This is a genomic window from Janthinobacterium sp. MP5059B (genome assembly GCF_001758645.1).
In the GTDB taxonomy this organism is placed as follows: Bacteria; Pseudomonadota; Gammaproteobacteria; order Burkholderiales; family Burkholderiaceae_D; genus Janthinobacterium; species Janthinobacterium lividum.
In genome coordinates this window covers 197,582-213,780 of record NZ_LRHX01000006.1, presented here as the reverse complement: position 1 = coordinate 213,780, position 16,199 = coordinate 197,582, and the positions used below count along the sequence as shown (strand labels likewise).

17 protein-coding genes and 2 tRNA genes are annotated in these 16,199 nt (G+C 62.2%); 6 read left to right on the top strand and 13 right to left on the bottom strand.

Annotation, left to right across the window (positions count from 1 at the left end; genetic code table 11):
- Positions 1-63: 63 nt before the first annotated feature.
- Both JAB1_RS05750 and JAB1_RS05745 read left to right on the top strand, forming a co-directional pair.
- Entirely contained in the window at positions 64-243 is a 180-nt protein-coding gene (locus JAB1_RS05750) for a hypothetical protein (protein ID WP_034786014.1), read from the top strand.
- A 91-nt stretch (positions 244-334) separates the two neighbouring features.
- Positions 335-583: a hypothetical protein gene (locus JAB1_RS05745; RefSeq protein ID WP_139144438.1), complete on the top strand. Its 249-nt coding sequence runs from the start codon at positions 335-337 to the stop codon at positions 581-583.
- 62 nt (positions 584-645) lie between these two features.
- Here the strand turns inward: JAB1_RS05745 and cydX are convergent, their stop codons facing one another.
- The 5 genes from cydX to cydD form a co-directional block, all read right to left on the bottom strand.
- Positions 646-771: a cytochrome bd-I oxidase subunit CydX gene (gene cydX, locus JAB1_RS05740; RefSeq protein WP_034786017.1), complete on the bottom strand. Its 126-nt coding sequence runs from the start codon at positions 769-771 to the stop codon at positions 646-648.
- 22 nt (positions 772-793) lie between these two features.
- Complete coding sequence (cydB, locus tag JAB1_RS05735; protein ID WP_034786019.1) at positions 794-1,948, bottom strand: cytochrome d ubiquinol oxidase subunit II; 1,155 nt, start codon at positions 1,946-1,948, stop codon at positions 794-796.
- 13 nt (positions 1,949-1,961) lie between these two features.
- Positions 1,962-3,539, bottom strand: a complete 1,578-nt coding sequence (locus JAB1_RS05730) for a cytochrome ubiquinol oxidase subunit I (RefSeq protein WP_070279141.1) — start codon at positions 3,537-3,539, stop codon at positions 1,962-1,964.
- 114 nt (positions 3,540-3,653) lie between these two features.
- Complete coding sequence (locus JAB1_RS05725; RefSeq protein ID WP_070279140.1) at positions 3,654-5,336, bottom strand: ATP-binding cassette domain-containing protein; 1,683 nt, start codon at positions 5,334-5,336, stop codon at positions 3,654-3,656.
- Positions 5,333-7,021, bottom strand: coding sequence for a thiol reductant ABC exporter subunit CydD (gene cydD, locus JAB1_RS05720; RefSeq protein WP_070279139.1), 1,689 nt, complete (start codon positions 7,019-7,021; stop codon positions 5,333-5,335). Before cydD ends, JAB1_RS05725 begins: the two co-directional genes overlap by 4 nt.
- 138 nt (positions 7,022-7,159) lie before the next feature.
- Here cydD and JAB1_RS05715 point away from each other — a divergent pair, with 138 nt between their 5' ends.
- From JAB1_RS05715 to JAB1_RS05705, 3 genes are all read left to right on the top strand, one after another.
- The gene (locus JAB1_RS05715) at positions 7,160-7,711 is read left to right on the top strand and encodes a GbsR/MarR family transcriptional regulator (protein WP_170909696.1); all 552 of its coding nucleotides are present in this window, start codon (positions 7,160-7,162) and stop codon (positions 7,709-7,711) included.
- A 306-nt stretch (positions 7,712-8,017) separates the two neighbouring features.
- On the top strand, positions 8,018-8,584 hold the full coding sequence (locus JAB1_RS30200) for a PEP-CTERM sorting domain-containing protein (RefSeq protein ID WP_070279138.1): 567 nt from the start codon (positions 8,018-8,020) through the stop codon (positions 8,582-8,584).
- 160 nt (positions 8,585-8,744) lie between these two features.
- Positions 8,745-8,924, top strand: coding sequence for a hypothetical protein (locus tag JAB1_RS05705; RefSeq protein ID WP_034786023.1), 180 nt, complete (start codon positions 8,745-8,747; stop codon positions 8,922-8,924).
- Positions 8,925-9,007: 83 nt separating this feature from the next.
- On the opposite strand, the gene JAB1_RS05700 is transcribed toward JAB1_RS05705, so the two are convergent.
- The 6 genes from JAB1_RS05700 to JAB1_RS05675 form a co-directional block, all read right to left on the bottom strand.
- A tRNA-Arg gene (locus JAB1_RS05700) sits at positions 9,008-9,082 on the bottom strand.
- A 94-nt stretch (positions 9,083-9,176) separates the two neighbouring features.
- A tRNA-Pro gene (locus JAB1_RS05695) sits at positions 9,177-9,253 on the bottom strand.
- Between the two features lie 82 nt (positions 9,254-9,335).
- On the bottom strand, positions 9,336-10,673 hold the full coding sequence (gene glmM, locus JAB1_RS05690; protein ID WP_070279137.1) for a phosphoglucosamine mutase: 1,338 nt from the start codon (positions 10,671-10,673) through the stop codon (positions 9,336-9,338).
- A 40-nt stretch (positions 10,674-10,713) separates the two neighbouring features.
- Positions 10,714-11,547, bottom strand: a complete 834-nt coding sequence (gene folP / locus JAB1_RS05685; RefSeq protein ID WP_070279803.1) for a dihydropteroate synthase — start codon at positions 11,545-11,547, stop codon at positions 10,714-10,716.
- A gap of 103 nt (positions 11,548-11,650) precedes the next feature.
- The gene (ftsH, locus tag JAB1_RS05680; RefSeq protein WP_034786027.1) at positions 11,651-13,534 is read right to left on the bottom strand and encodes an ATP-dependent zinc metalloprotease FtsH; all 1,884 of its coding nucleotides are present in this window, start codon (positions 13,532-13,534) and stop codon (positions 11,651-11,653) included.
- Positions 13,535-13,736: 202 nt separating this feature from the next.
- Complete coding sequence (locus JAB1_RS05675; protein WP_034757436.1) at positions 13,737-14,420, bottom strand: RlmE family RNA methyltransferase; 684 nt, start codon at positions 14,418-14,420, stop codon at positions 13,737-13,739.
- Positions 14,421-14,462: 42 nt separating this feature from the next.
- Here JAB1_RS05675 and JAB1_RS05670 point away from each other — a divergent pair, with 42 nt between their 5' ends.
- Positions 14,463-14,933: a YhbY family RNA-binding protein gene (locus JAB1_RS05670; RefSeq protein ID WP_010397237.1), complete on the top strand. Its 471-nt coding sequence runs from the start codon at positions 14,463-14,465 to the stop codon at positions 14,931-14,933.
- Positions 14,934-15,144: 211 nt separating this feature from the next.
- Here the strand turns inward: JAB1_RS05670 and JAB1_RS05665 are convergent, their stop codons facing one another.
- Complete coding sequence (locus tag JAB1_RS05665; RefSeq protein ID WP_170846433.1) at positions 15,145-15,588, bottom strand: DUF4149 domain-containing protein; 444 nt, start codon at positions 15,586-15,588, stop codon at positions 15,145-15,147.
- Positions 15,588-16,064, bottom strand: a complete 477-nt coding sequence (gene greA / locus JAB1_RS05660) for a transcription elongation factor GreA (protein WP_034757428.1) — start codon at positions 16,062-16,064, stop codon at positions 15,588-15,590. The genes JAB1_RS05665 and greA overlap by 1 nt, the downstream gene beginning before the upstream one ends.
- Positions 16,065-16,199: the final 135 nt, after the last annotated feature.

Genomic DNA, 16,199 nt, shown 5'->3' with positions numbered 1-16,199 from the left:
GGAAGCATCAGCACGCGCCACGGCCATTCCGGCCGCCTGGCGCACCACCGCAAGGGGATCATCATGCATTCGAGCACCAACGCCGCCACCGCACCCGCCCCGCCACCGGAGCGCGATTCGCCCACGCCGGCCAATGAAAGCCATGCGGAGGAAGCGCTCGATGAAGCGCTGAAGGAAAGCTTTCCGGCCAGCGACCCGATCGCCATTGCCACCCCAAAACCGGCCGGCAAGACGCCCTCCTGAAGACATCTCCCTCCATCAGCCACCCTTGCGGTGGCTTTTTTTTTGCCGAAACTGAATCCGGCCGCCCCGCCCGCGCGTACATGGCTATGCCATGACAAATGAAGTTGCCACGCGGGAAGGAAAAGCCATGCAGCATTACAGCAAAAAGACGGATCCCATCGATCAGCGCCTGTATCTGGCCCAGCGCATCGACCGGGCCGGTGCACGCCTGCAACGCTTGCACGACGCGGCCGAACGGGAACGCTGCGCGCAATGGATCACGGCCTGGGCCGTGGCGGCGGGCGCCGATGCGCCGCGCGGCATGAAGCTGCGCATCCGCGGCGAATTCATTTTGCTGTGATAAAAGTAAAAGCCCCGCCCGATGCATGCGCACGGGGCGGGGCCAGTCTAGCCGGCACCTTCCTATTTCGAGGTGTCGCGGTACTGCTCGGGCGTCGTGTCGCCATCGGCGATTTCATACCACATCGCGTTGAGCACGGCGAAAGTCGCCGCCAGCGGAAGTCCCAGTATCCAGGCGAAATACCACATAGTTATATCCTTTCGTTGATTCTTAGTAGGCGTGACCGCTGTCGTCCTTGATTGCTTTTTCATCAACCTTGCCCCACAGCACTTTATATACCCACGTCGTGTACGCCACGATGAGGGGAATGAAGACGGCCGTGACGACCAGCATGATGAACAGGGTCATGTGGCTGGACGAGGAATCCCACACCGTCAGGCTGGCGCGCGGGTCGATCGACGATGGCAGGATGAACGGGAACATGGCCGCGCCCACGCCAAGGATGATGCCGGCGACGCCGGCCGCGCTGGCCAGCAAGGCCGGCACTTCGCGGCGCGCACGCTGGAAGGCGAAGGCCAGCAGCGGGCAAAGCAGGCCCAGCGCTGGGGCGATCCAGGTCCACGGATGGGCGGCAAAATTGAGGAACCAGGCGCCCACGTGGACTTCCGCCGTTTTCAGCATCGGATTCGACGGACCGTCGACCACCACCGTACTGCTGATGCGGTAGCCATCGACCCACAGCCACAGGGCCACGCCGGCCAGCGCATACAGCACCACTGTCGCGATCGCCGCCACGCTGCCGTAGCGGCGCGCCCGTTCGGCCACGGCGCCATCCGTTTTCAGCTGCAGCCAGGTGGCGCCGTGCATCACCAGCATGGCGACCGAGACGAGGCCGCACAGCAGGGCGAACGGGTTGAGCAGCGCAAAGAAGCTGCCGTCATAGAAGATGTGCATGTCTGGCGAGAAACGGAACGGCACGCCTTGCAGCACGTTGCCGATCGCCACGCCGCAGATCAGGGCCGGCACGAAACCGCCCACGAACAGGGCCGCATCCCAACGGGCGCGCCAGCGCGGATCTTCGCGCTTGCTGCGGAATTTGAAGGCCACGGGACGCACGATCAGCGCCACGAGGATGACGAACATGGCCAGGTAAAAGCCCGAGAACGAGACGGCGTACAGTTGCGGCCAGGCGGCAAAGATGGCGCCGCCGCCGAGGATCAGCCACACCTGGTTGCCCTCCCACACGGGACCGATACTGTTGATGACGACCCTGCGTTCCAGGTCCGTCTTGCCGACGAAGGGCAGCAGGATGCCCGTGCCCAGGTCGAAGCCGTCCGTGATGGCAAAGCCCACCAGCAAGATGCCGATCAGCAGCCACCAGATCAGGCGCAGTGTTTCGTAAGAAATCATTTCATGCAAAATCATGGTCTGGCCCTCCTTAGGCGCGTTGAGTCTGAATGGCAGCGGGGGCTGGCACGGGGGCCGGCGCCTTCTCTTCCGGCCCCTTGCGGATGGCCTTGAGCATGAGCTTCATTTCGATAATCAACAGCACCGTGTAGATGGCGGCAAAGCCGGCAATCGTGATCAAGAGGGTCGAAGCGCCCAGGTTCGATACGGCCACGGCCGTTGGCAGCACGCCTTCGATCACCCACGGCTGGCGGCCCACTTCGGCCACGATCCAGCCCGCCTCGATGGCCACCCATGGCAGCGGGATGGCGAACACGGCCAGCTTCAGCAGCCAGCGGTGCTTGTCCAGGGTGCGGCGCGTCGACAGGATGAAGAACGTACCAGTCAACAAGATAAAGAACATGCCCAGGCCCACCATCACGCGGAAGGACCAGAACAGGGGCGCCACGGGCGGCACGGTATCGAGCGCGGCCTTGCGGATCTGCTCGGGCGTGGCCTGGCGCGGGTCATCCACGTAGCGTTTCAGCAGCAAGGCATAGCCCATGGACTGGCCTTTCGACTCGAACATGTCCTTCGCCTCTTGCGGCACGGGGCTGCCCGGCGCCACGCCGCGGATGGTTTGCAGCGCGTCATACGCCTTGATGCCATCCTTGATCAGCAGCTCGCCGCGGTCGACCAGTTGCTCGATGCCGGGGATTTCCGTCGTCAGCGAACGCGTGCCGATCAAGCCCATGACCATCGGGATGTGCACGGCGTAATGCGTTTCGCGCGCTTTCGCGTCAGGGAAGCCGATGGCCGTGAAGGCGGCCGGGGCCGGCTCCGTGGTCCACATGGCTTCAATCGCGGCCAGCTTCATCTTTTGATGTTCGGACGACAGGTAGCCGCTTTCATCACCGAGCACCACCACCGACAGCGAGGCGGCCAGGCCGAACGAGGCGGCCACCGTCATCGAGCGCTTGGCCAGCTGCACGTGGCGGCCCTTCAGCAGATACCAGGCGGAAATACCCAGCACGAAGATGGCAGCGGCCGTATAGCCGGCCGACACCGTGTGCACGAATTTCGCCTGTGCCACGGGATTCGTCAGCACGGCGCCGAAATCCGTCACTTCCATGCGCATGGTTTGCGGATTGAAGGCCGCGCCGACGGGATTTTGCATCCAGCCGTTGGCGATCAGGATCCACAGGGCCGAGAAGTTCGAACCGATGGCCACCAGCCAGGTCGTGACCAGGTGGCCCCGCTTCGACAGCTTGTCCCAGCCGAAGAAGAACAGGCCGACGAAGGTCGCTTCCAGGAAGAAGGCCATCAAGCCCTCGATGGCCAGCGGCGCGCCGAAAATGTCGCCCACATAATGGCTGTAATAGCTCCAGTTCATGCCGAACTGGAATTCCATGACGATGCCCGTCGCCACGCCCATGGCGAAGTTGATGCCGAACAAGACACCCCAGAACTTGGTCATGTCGCGCCAGATGGGGCGGTTCGTCATCACGTAAACCGTCTCCATGATGGCGAGGATCACTGACAGGCCGATCGTCAGCGGAACAAATATAAAGTGGTACAGAGCTGTCAGCGCGAACTGCAGTCTGGATAAAGCGACAATATCGAAGTCCATATGATTTCCTTGGTGTTTCCCTACTGTAATTGTAAACTTGGTATCTATCTGATGCGATTCGATTGGTTCCGCTGCCCTCAGGCAGGCCTGCGGTACCGCCTGTCTCCGTTCTTGTTAATCCCCCCGCAAGCCCGCCAGGGCCGCTTCGAAGCCATCCGTGCCGCGCCGCAGCTCTTCGACGATACGGCCGTCGCGGATGCGCAGCAGCCGGTCCGCCAGCGCCGCTTCGCGCCGCAAGTGGGTTGCGATCAGCAAGCTGCGCCCTTCGCTGCGCGCGCGCATGCGCTGCAGGACATCGCTTGCCGTCTGCGCATTCAGCGCTTCCGTCGCTTCGTCGAGCAGCCACAAGGTCGACTCGTGCAGGAACAGCCGCGCCAGCGCCAGGCGCCGCGCCTGGCCGCCCGACAAGCCCAAGCCGCCCTCGCCCAGCATGGTGCCCAAGCCGTCCGCGAAGGCCCGCACTTCGTCGTCCAGGCCGGCTGCCTGCAGCGCTTCCCACAGGCGTTCATCGCTGGCGGACGGATCCGCCAGACGCAGGTTGTCGCGCAAGGTGTCCTGGAACAATTCCGTCTTCTGCGTAAACAGGCAGGCGCGCGGCGCGGCTACCGTGCCCGACAGCGGCGCCAGTTCGCGCGCGGCGATGGCCAGCAAGGTCGACTTGCCCGCGCCGCTGGGGCCGATCAAGGCCACGCGCTCGCCGTCCGCGATGTGCAGCGATACGTCATGCAAGATGGCCACATGGCTGCCCGCATGGGCGGCGCTCACGCGTTCCAGGCGCAAGCCCGGCGCGGCATCCACGGGCGGCACCGCTACGTCCCGTCCGGCCAGGCGCGGCGCCAGACGGCGCATGGCCAGCAGCATGCGGCCCGCTTCCAGCGCGCCGCGGCGCAGTCCCGCAAACGGTTCCACGGCCGTCAGGGCGATCAGCAGGGCCAGGGCCGCCAGCGGCACGTTCAGCGCCTGCTGCTCCAGCAGCGCGGCCACGGCCAACAGCACGCCAGCCAGGGTCGCACTGCCCGCCACGCCATACGCGGCGCCGGCAGCCGTCTCCAGGCGCAGCAGGGCAAAATCGGCTTGCGCCAGCGAGCGGTCGATCTGCGCCAGCGCCGCGCATTGGGCGTCGATGCGGCCCGCCATCACCAGATCCGTCTGGCCCGCCACCAGGTCGATGGTGCCCGAACGCAATTTTTCAATGGCGCGCGAACGCACGATGGCGGGACGGCGGGCGCGCTGCGCCACGGCCCAGCTGATGCCGCCGCCGGCGGCCAGCAGCCATGCAGCCAGCCCCAGGCCCAGCTGCCACTGCATCACGCCCAGCGCCACGCCGGCCAGCAAGGCCGCGCACAAGGCCGTGAAGGCAGGCACCAGCAGGCGCAAGTACAGCGATTCGAGCGCGTCGATATCGGCCGTCAGCCGGAACAGCAGCTTGGCGGGCTGGCGCAGCAGGCGGCAGGCCGCTTCCGGGCGCGACCAGCCGCGGAACAGCCGCACGCGGATGCTGGCCAGCGCGGCGAACGTGGCGTCGTGCGTGACGAGGCGCTCCGCATAGCGCGAGCCCGTGCGGCCAATGGCCAGCAGGCGGATGCCGGCCGACGGGCCGAACACGTCGAACAGGATCGCGGTGGACGCATGCAGGCCGGCGATCGAGGTGGCGGTAATAAACCAGCCGGACAAGCCCAATAACGCCATGCCGGACACCGCCGTCAGGGCCGCCAGCAAGGCGCCGCCGATCAGCTTGCCGGGCTGGGCCAGCAGCAACTGGCGCAGGACGGGGTTGCGTATCAGTGAATATTTCATGCCTGCTGCTCCTGTACCAGGGCTCGGGCATCGACCTGCACCGTGCGCTGCAGGCGGCCGGCCAGCACGGGGTCGTGTGTGGCGACAATCATCGTCTTGCCTTTCGCCAGTGCCAGCAAGGCATCCGTCACGCGCGCCGCCGTTTCGCTGTCCAGGTGCGCCGTCGGTTCATCGACCAGCAGCAGGTCGGCATGCGGATGCAGGGCCACGCGGGCCAGGGCCAGGCGCACGGCTTCGCCACCGGACAAGCCCTGGCCGCCATCGCTGAGCATGACGGCCGGCTGCGCCTGCGCCACGGCAGCCAGGTCGGCCAGGTGCAGGGCCTGCGTCACTTGCGCGGCATTCGCGCCAACGCGGCCCAGGGTCACGTTCTGGCTGACGGACGCGGCAAACACGTGCGGGCGCTGCCCCATCCAGGCCATGCGCTGGCGCAAGGTATTGACGGTGCTGTCGGTCAGTCGCACGCCGCCGATGCGGATCTCGCCGCCGCTGGCGGGCAGCAAGCCGGCCAGCAAGGACAGCAAGGTGGTCTTGCCGGCGCCGCTGGCGCCCAGCAAGGCGACGTGCTCGCCGGCAAGCACCTTCAAGTCGAAGCCGTCGAACACGGGCGCTTCGCCAGGATGGGCAAAGCGCAATTGCCGGAGCTCCACGGCGGGCGGTGCCGCCACCGCCATGGCTGCGGCGGAGACGACGGCAGGCAGTACCTGCGCGCCAGGCAGGGGCACGCCCTCGCCCGCCAGGTCGTGCAAGCCGGCCAGGCCCGCTTCGCCGGCTGCCTTGTCATGCCAGACGGCGGCCAGTTCGCGCAAGGGCTCGAAAAACGCGGGCGCCAGCAGCAGGATGAACAAGCCCTGCCCCAGGTTCAGTTCCCGGCCCCAGGTGCCGAAATTGATGCTGCCCAACAAGGAGAAACCGATAAACGCCGCCACCATGGCCACGCCCAGCGCGGAAAACAGTTCCAGCACGGCGGACGACAAAAAAGCGATGCGCAGCACCACCATCGTGCGCCGGCGCACGGATTGCGACGAGGCGTCCAGCCGTTCAGCCGTGGCGTCGACGGCGTCGAGCGCGCGCAAGGTGGCCAGGCCGCGCAGGCGGTCCAGCAGAAAGGCGTTCATGCTGCCCATTTCCACCATCTGCGCGCGGCTGGCCGCTTGCGCGCCCATGCCGACGAGGGCCATGAAGACGGGAATCAGGGGCGCGGCGATGAGCAGGATCAAGGCGGCGATCCACGACAGCGGCGTCACCACGGCGAGGATCACGAGCGGTACGAGCATGACTTTCCAGCGTGCCGGCTTGTAGCGAACCAGATACGGCACGATGGCTTCGGCCTGTTCGGCGATGATGCTGGCCGCCTGTCCCGACTGGGCGCGCTGGCGGTCCAGCGGCGAACGCTGCGCCAGCGCTTGCGCCACTTGCGCGCGCAAGGTCGACAGGTGCTCGCGCGCCGCCGCATACATGCGCCGCGCGCCCCACGCTTCGCAGCCGGCGCGCAGCACACCCAGCAGCAGCACGCCAGCGGCCGACAGCAGGGCCGCACGCCAGGGCGCACCGCCCTGCATGGCTTGCACGGCCCAGGCCAGCAAGGCCGCTTGTGGCAGCCACAGCAAGGCGGCACCGCCCTGCGCCAGGCTGGCGACACGGGGAAGAATAAAGCGGGGCAAGGACAAGGGCGTGATCGGCATATCTATATTTTTTGAGTTTTCAGAATTTTCTGTAAATTCGATATTTTGTATAATACTGCGAAACATGACATATATCAATTGACCCTGCGGGTGCGGCGTGAAAAAATTCAGATAATTATGAAAACTCAACATATCCAAATGACGCCGCTGATCCTGACCTTCGTCAGCCATTTCGGCGAGATGGGCAGCCGCTGGGGCTTTAACCGTACGGTGGGGCAAGTGTACGCCTTGTTGTTTGTCGCGGAGCATCCTTTACACGCGGATGAAATCGCGGAACACCTGAGTTTTTCACGCTCGAACGTGAGCATCGGCCTCAAGGAATTGCAGGGCTGGGGCTTGATACGCCAGTCGCGCATTCCCGGTGATCGGCGCGAGTATTTTTCCTCGCTGGGCGATGTGTGGCAAATCTTCCGCGTGGTGGCCGCCGAGCGCCGCCGCCGCGAAGTGGCCCCCACCCTGACGGTGCTGCGCGAATCGCTGCTGGCGCCGGCCACGGAACCCGTGGACCAGTATGCGCAGGAGCGCATGCGCGAAATGTATGAATTGGTCGACCTGGCCAACACCTGGTTCGACGACTTGCAGCGCCTGTCGCCCGAATCGATGGCGCAACTGATGAAAATGGGCGCCAAGGTGCAAAAACTGCTCAACGCCAAGGATCGCCTGTTTGGCGTCAGCAACAACAGCGACTGACGCCCCCTCCCTTCCCCAAGGCAAGACGCCGCCAGCACAAACTGGCGCCTTTGTCACGCCATTTCCCAACCTCATGATGGCTATCGCTGGCACAGCCAAACATAGCCATATACGATGTTGTCAAGCCAGCCAATAGAATTATTAAAATTGTATTAATTTATATCAAGAGTAAGCTTTCATATGCGTATTCACTACGCGCAGGAAATAGGTAAAAGCAGCTAAAACGGGCAATGGGATGACTTCCCCGGCATGCAGGGACGCGTCCCGACACTATGAAGCGACTGTCTCAAGCACAAGGGGATTTTCATGAAAAGCATAAAGAGCATTGCCATCAAGGCATCCATGCTGGCCGCAATGACTGTACTGGCAAGTGCGGCGCAAGCGGCCACCTGGGTGGATGTGGGTCCGGCCAGCGGTTTCGTCATCGCCGGCAGCACCGTCACCTATTCACCATCGCCAGCACTGCAGGTGAAATATTATGACGATAACCTGGTACCACAAAGTCCCTCGGACATCCAGGGCTATATCAATGGCGTGTTCGGCACCAGCCTGGGCTCCGCCGTCTCGTATTGCGACAACGCCACCTCGGGTTGCACTGCCGGCACCACGGCAGGCTTGAGTGGCGGTGTCAATTCCTATACGAGCGCGGCCGCCTATGACTACCTGGCCATCCACTTCGGCCAGGGCGAACTGGTGTTCCACTGGGCCGCACCCGTGGCTGCCGGCACCACCTTCACGGTGGCGGGCCTGCCCAAGGATCTGAGCAACTACAGGGCCTTCATTTCCGCCGTGCCGGAACCTGAAACCTATGCCATGCTGCTCGCCGGGCTGGGCCTGCTGGGCTTCCTGGCACGCCGCCGCCAAGGAAAGTAAGCCGCATGAACGGCAGCGGCGCACCAGCGCCCGCTGCCGCCCTCCACACGCGCGGCCTGTTTACGCCGCACTTGCGGCGCCAGGCCCACTGTTTACACTATTTTTAGACTCCCCTCGCTATGCTTGGCGGCATCCACTGCCGACCGACGAGGGAGTCCCCATGCATGAACAACCGTTTCAGCCACGCGCACGCAAGGTGCTCCGCCAGCACCTGCCCGTGCGGGAACGACTGCGCCTGGCCCGACTGGCCAACAGAAAAATCATTTCGGCATGCTCGGCGCTGCTGTGCGCGGCGCCACTGCTGTATTTGCTGAGCGTGGTACTGTTTGCGCAGCCGTGAGCAGCTGCGCGAAAACCGAATGGAGGGAAAGAGGAGCTGCGTTGCGGCAGTTTGCCGCCGCATGATCGTGGCCAGTATGAAACTGGTCCGCCCAGAGGGAATCGAACCCCCATTCACGGTTTAGAAGACCGTTGTCCTATCCGTTGAACGATGGGCGGAGAGGTGCAGTATTTTAATCCATGCGCGCCAGCAATGAAATGCCAGCGCGGAATAGAAAACGGGCTGTCATTTCTGACAGCCCGCTTATGACTTTGGTCGGAGTACAAGGATTCGAACCTTGGACCCCCTGGTCCCAAACCAGGTGCGCTACCGGGCTGCGCCACACTCCGAAGACAAGATAATAACGCCCCTACCCAATTTCGTCAATTGCCATAGACGAATTAGATGGAAATAACTATCGGTTCCTGCCTGTCACGCGGTCACTTTATCGGCGATGCGGCGCGCCATCGACTCGGCCTTCTCCTTGTCTTTCGCTTCCACCATTACGCGGATCAGCGGTTCCGTGCCCGAAGCGCGGATCAGCACGCGGCCCGTCTCGCCCAGCTCGGCCTCGACCAGTTCCTTCTCGGCCACCATGGCGGCATTTTTCTGCCAGTCGAAACCGGGCGCCACGCGCAGGTTGATCAGGGTTTGCGGGAACAGCACCAGCTCGGCCAGGCATTGCTGCAGGCTCTGACCGCTGCGCTTGAGCGCGGACAATACTTGCAGCGCGGAGACGATGCCGTCGCCCGTCGTGTGCTTGTCCAGGCACAGCAAATGGCCGGAACCTTCGCCGCCCAGGATCCAGCCCTTTTCCTTCATGACTTCCAGCACGTAGCGGTCGCCCACCTTGGCGCGCGCAAAGCCGATGCCCTGCTGCTTGAACAGCACTTCCAGCGCCATATTCGTCATCAAGGTGCCGACGGCGCCGGCCACGGGGCCTGTCGCCAGGCGGTCCTTGACCATGACGTACAACAACTCATCGCCGTTATACAGACGCCCGGTGGCGTCGCACATGATCAGGCGGTCGGCGTCGCCGTCAAGGGCGATACCGAGGTCCGCGCCATGCTCGACGACGGCTTCGGCCATGGCCTTGGTTGCCGTGGCACCGAAGCCCGCATTGATGTTGAAGCCGTCGGGCTTGTTGCCGATGGCGATGACTTCCGCGCCCAGTTCATGGAAGACGTGCGGCGCGATATGGTAGGCGGCGCCGTGCGCGCAATCGACGACGATCTTCAGGCCGCGCAAGTCCAGCTCGTTCGGGAAGGTGCCCTTGCAAAATTCGATGTAGCGGCCCTGGGCATCATCGAGGCGCTTGGCGCGGCCCAGCTTGTCCGATGGCACGCAAGCCATGGGTTCGTCGAGCGCCGCTTCGATTTCCAGTTCCACGCTGTCGGGCAGCTTGGTGCCCTGGCCGGAAAAGAACTTGATGCCATTGTCATGATACGGATTGTGCGAAGCGGAAATGACGACACCGGCCGACAGGCGCAGGGCCCGCGTCAAATAGGCGATTGCCGGCGTCGGCATGGGGCCGGCCAGCATCACATCCACGCCGGCGGCCGACAGGCCCGCCTCCAGCGCCGCTTCCAGCATGTAGCCGGAAATACGCGTGTCCTTGCCGATCAGCACCGTCGGACGGGTCTTGCCGCCTTGCGACTTGGCCAGCACCTTGCCGGCAGCATAACCGAGGCGCATGACGAAATCGGGGGTAATCGGCGCCGTGCCCACCAGGCCACGAATGCCATCGGTACCAAAATATTTACGCGTCATAGTATTTCTCTTTTTGTTGTTTATAATGAATCTTACAGGCTCAGTGCGCCATGCGCCAGACCTTCAGTGCATCGACGGTTTCAGCTACATCATGCACACGGATAATTTCCGCACCTTGCGCTACCGCAGCAAGCGCACCGGCAACACTGCCGGCCAGACGCTGCTCGACGGGGCGTCCCGTGACGGCGCCGATCATCGACTTGCGCGACAGGCCGGCCAGCACGGGCAGGTCCAGTTCGCTGCGCAGCTGGCGCGTGGCACGCAGCAAGGCATAGTTCTGTTCCACCGTCTTGCCAAAGCCAAAGCCGGGATCGACGCATAGGCGTTCGCGGTCGATGCCGGCCGCCGTCATCGTGTCGATGCGTTCGCGCAGGAAGTCGATGACTTCGCGCACCACGTCTTCGTATTGGGGCTGGTCCTGCATGGTTTGCGGCACGCTTTGCATGTGCATGATGCACAGCGCGCAATCGCTGTCCCGCACGGCGTCGATGGCGCCGGTCGCGCGGAAACCGTTGATGTCGTTGATCATGTCGGCGCCCGCCAGGATGGCTTCGCGCATCACTTCCGGCTTGTACGTATCGACGGACAGGGGCTTGCCGCAGTCGCGCAAGGCGTACAGCACCGGCATGACGCGCTGCAACTCATCCTGCAGCGGCAGCGGCGGCGCGCCGGGACGGCTCGATTCGCCGCCGATGTCGATGATGTCGACACCGTCGAGTATCATCTGCTCGGCGCGCGAAATGGCAAACTCCAGGTGTTGATACTGGCCCGCATCGGAAAACGAGTCGGGCGTGATGTTCAGGATGCCCATCACCAGCGCTTGCGTGCCCTGCAGGTTGAAGCCGAAACGGCCGAATTGCAAATAGTGTCGCATGTGAATCTTTGTAGTCGTCAGGAAAATCTGGCGCGCCAACGAAAAAGGGCAAGGATTGCTCCTTACCCTTTTGATTGCGCGCCGCCGGTCGGGGCGGCCGTTATCAGGCTGGTGCCGTCACGTTTGGCGAGATGCCGCCCGTGCCGCTATCACCGCCCGCATTGCGGCGTGGCGGGATGACTTTCGGTGGACGCGGCTCCAGGCCGGCCATGATGTCGTTGATTTGCTCTGCATCAATGGTTTCCCATTCCAGCAAGGCTTTGGTCATCATTTCGACCTTGTCGCGGTTGCTTTCCAGCAAGGTGCGCGCCAAAGCATATTGCTTGTCGAGAATGTTGCGGATTTCAGCATCGACCTTTTGCTGGGTCGCTTCCGAGATCGTCTTGGTGGCGCCACCGAAGAAACCTTCGTTTTCGCTGTCTTCGTAGACCATCACGCCCATGCTGTCGGACATGCCGAAGCGGGTCACCATGGAACGGGCCAGCTTGGTGGCACGCGAGAAGTCGTTCGACGCACCGGTGGACATTTGTCCCACGAAAATCTCTTCGGCGATACGGCCGCCGAACAAGATGGAAATTTCTTCCAGCATCTTGTCCTTGTAGGCGGACAAGTTGTCGTGTTCCGGCAGCTGCCAGGTCAGGCCCAGGGCCCAGCCGCGCGGCATGATCGTGACTTTATGCACGGGATCAGCCTTCGGCAGCAACTTGGCAACGACGGCATGACCGGACTCATGGTAAGCCGTATTGCGACGCTCTTCCTCGCGGATGATCATCGATTTACGCTCAGGGCCCATGTAGATCTTGTCTTTCGCGTCTTCGAAGTCAGCCATTTCCACCAGGCGCTTGCTGCGGCGTGCGGCGAACAGGGCTGCCTCGTTGACCAGGTTGGCCAGGTCCGCGCCCGAGAAACCGGGGGTACCGCGGGCCAGGATATCGGCTTTCACGTCGGTACCGATAGGTACTTTGCGCATGTGCACGTTCAAGATCTGCTCGCGGCCGCGGATATCGGGCAAGCCGACGGAGACCTGGCGGTCGAAACGGCCTGGACGCAGCAGAGCTTTGTCGAGCACGTCGGCGCGGTTGGTGGCGGCCACGACGATCACGCCGGAGTTCGCTTCAAAACCGTCCATCTCGACCAGCAACTGGTTCAAGGTCTGTTCGCGCTCGTCATTGCCGCCGCCCATGCCGGCACCGCGGTGACGGCCGACAGCGTCGATCTCATCGATGAAGATGATGCATGGCGAATGCTTTTTCGCGTTTTCAAACATGTCGCGCACGCGGCTGGCGCCCACGCCGACGAACATTTCCACGAAGTCGGAACCGGAAATCGAGAAGAACGGCACTTTGGCTTCGCCGGCGATGGCGCGCGCCAGCAGGGTCTTACCCGTGCCCGGAGGACCGACCATCAGCACGCCGCGGGGAATGCGGCCGCCCAGTTTCTGGAATTTGCTCGGATCCTTGAGGAAGTCGACCACTTCGTTGACTTCTTCTTTCGCTTCGTCGCAACCGGCAACATCGGCGAAGGTGACGGTGTTGCTGGCTTCATCCATCATGCGCGCCTTCGACTTGCCGAACGAGAATGCCCCGCCCTTGCCGCCGCCTTGCATCTGACGCATGAAGAAGACCCAGACGCCGATCAACAGCAGCATGGGGAACCAGGAAACAAAAATAGTTTGCAGGAAAGACGCTTCCTCGGGCGGACGCACATCGAAATGCACGCCATTGTCGCGCAGGTCGCCGATCAGGCCCTTGTCGAGGCTGGTGGCGGTGGTACGCACCTTGGTGTCGTCCATCAGCTTGGCGGTGATCGACGAACCTTCGATCACGACATCCTTGACGCGCTTGGCTTTGACTTCATCCAGCAAATCGGAATAAGCGATGGCCTTGCTGCCGCCTGTGGCGCCATGACTGTCGAATTGCTTGAACAGCATGAACAACAGCAGCAATACGACTACCCAGATGGCAGATTTGGAAAACATGTTATTCACGAAGACTCCTTGGATGCAGTGCGCATCTCTTTACCTATAGCTAGAAACACGATTTTACTCGCAATAAGCGGGCCGTGCCAAAGCCCGCCGATCCGTGCGCGCGAAAAAATCGCGTTCACGCAAAAAAATGCAGTATAAACAATTTAGGCTTTTATGCCATCAGACGCTACTGCACTTCTCGTTCCCATGTGCGGATTCCCGCTTAAATATCAAGGGCGGAATCATCTTCTTCCACGGCATTTTTCAGCGGATTCTTGATTCCACGGCCCATCAGGAAGATTTCCGACGATTTATCGCGGCTGGCCTTGGGCTTTTTCTGCACCACGACCTTGAATTCAGCGCGGAATTTCTCCACGATCTGGCTGAAACCCATGTCTTTAAAGCATTTCACCAGCAGCACGCCAGACGGCTTCAGGTGCAATTGCGAAAATTCGATGGCCAGGTCGATCAAGTGCTCCATGCGCGCGGCATCCGCCGTGGCGATGCCCGACAGGTTGGGCGCCATGTCCGACAGGACCAGGTCGACCTTGCGGCCCTGCAACACCACTTCCAGCTGGCGCAGCACGCGCGCTTCGCGGAAGTCGCCCTGGATGAAGTGGAAATCGGCGATCGGCTCCATTTCCAGCATGTCCAGGCCAATCAGGGTACCATTGACCCCGCCGCCGTCCTTGCCGGCCAGCTTGCGCCGCGTGTACTGGGCCCAGCTGCCGGGAGTACAACCAAGGTCGACAATCACCTGGCCAGGTTTGATCAGTTTCTCGTCTTCATCGATTTCTTTGAGCTTGTATGCTGCCCGGGCGCGGTAGCCCTCTTTTTGCGCCAACTTCACATAAGGATCATTTATGTGGTCGTGCAACCAGTTTTTGTTTAATTTCTTCTTTGCCATTCGCGTAGAATACTGCTTTTAAGGGAATTACTAAATATTATTATGCTAAAACTTACACCCGTAGAGCGCAGCGCACTGCGCGCCGAAGCACACGCGCTGAAGCCTATCGTCATTATTGGCGAAGCGGGCTTGACACCTGCTGTCCTCAAAGAGATCGACCTTGGCCTGGATTCGCACGGCCTGATTAAAGTCCGCGTGTTCGGCGACGACCGCGAAGCGCGCGTCGGAATGTACGATACGATTTGCGGCAATCTCGGCGCCGCCCCGGTACAACATATTGGCAAACTGCTGGTAATCTACCGTCCGAAAAAAGAAGTGGTTAAGGAGAAGGTCAGCGCCGGCAAAGGCATGCGCGAAGTGACCATCGTCAAGGCCAGCGCCAGCGGCACCAAGCGCCCGAGCGTGACGAAAGTCATGATCAAGGGCAATGAGCGCGTTACCGAAGGCGGTTCCATCAAGCGTGCCAAGCCACGTCAGAAAAGCGCCAAGAAAAGCGCACTGGGCAGCAAGTAAGCCTGTTCACCCGGCCACCGCAAGGCGGCCGGGCTTGAAATAAGAAGCGGAGCACGGGATATTCCCTGCTCCGCTTTTTTATTGCTATTACGATATTCACACGCCGGCGATTGTCGGATTACGCGTGGCCTGCGGCCTCGCTAATCCCACCTACGTATGTCATGTAGGTCGGATTAGCGCGCAGCGCGTAATCCGACAACACCCGAGGCGATTACTGCTGCTTCCAGATCAGCACGCCCGCCAGCAGGCTCTGCACGGCAAAGATCAGGGTCGACACGCCATGCAGCATGCCGAAGCGGCTGCGCATGGCCTCGTCCATGATACCCGACGGCGCCTGCGCCTTGAGTTCAGCCATCAGGGGCGAAATGCCGAAATGGCTGAGCAACGCGCACACCAGCATCGACAGCACCAGCGCTGCCAAGAGGCGCCGGCGCTTGAGTTCCAGCGCGCCGGGAGCCCATTGCAGCAAGGCCAGCAGCACCAGCGCACAGGCGATCGACAGCCAGGCCTCGGCGCGGAACATGCTGCCGGCAATATTGCCCGCCAGCACGCGGTCGCTCAGAGTGCCAAACAGGGTGGGCGCCACGATGAAGCCGATGGTCCACAGGCTGCCGGCCCACAGGGTGGCAACGAGGATGCGCACGCGGCCCAGCATCAGATGTACAGTACTTCCAGGATTTCGTATTCGCGCGGGCCGGACGGCGCCTGCACTTCCACCACGTCGCCGGCGTACTTGCCGATCAGCGCGCGGGCGATCGGGGACGTCACGGAAACCTTGTTCATTTTCAGGTCGGCTTCATCGAGGCCGACGATCTGGTACGTGACTTTCTGGCCCGATTCCAGGTCTTCCAGGTTCACGGTCGAGGCAAATACCACGCGGCCTTCCGCGTCGAGCGCGGTCGGGTCGATGATTTGCGCTGCACCCAGCTTGCCTTCGAGCTCGGCGATGCGGCCTTCGACGAAGGCCTGGCGTTCCTTGGCGGCATCGTACTCGGCGTTTTCCGACAAATCTCCGTGCGAACGCGCTTCGGCGATCGCATCGATGACGATGCGGCGTTCCTTGGTCTTCAAATGATGCAGCTCTTCTTTCAAGAGTTCTGCGCCGTATTTGGTCAATGGGACTGAGGTCATGTTATCTCTACTATCTGCTAGTTATCGGCGCCGTTGTCCGTGTTTTGCCACGGTTAACGGACTTACCAAGTGAAAACCACAGAGGCCGCGCGCTGCTCTGCACGGAACTCTGTGGTTGATAAGCATGCAGTGTAC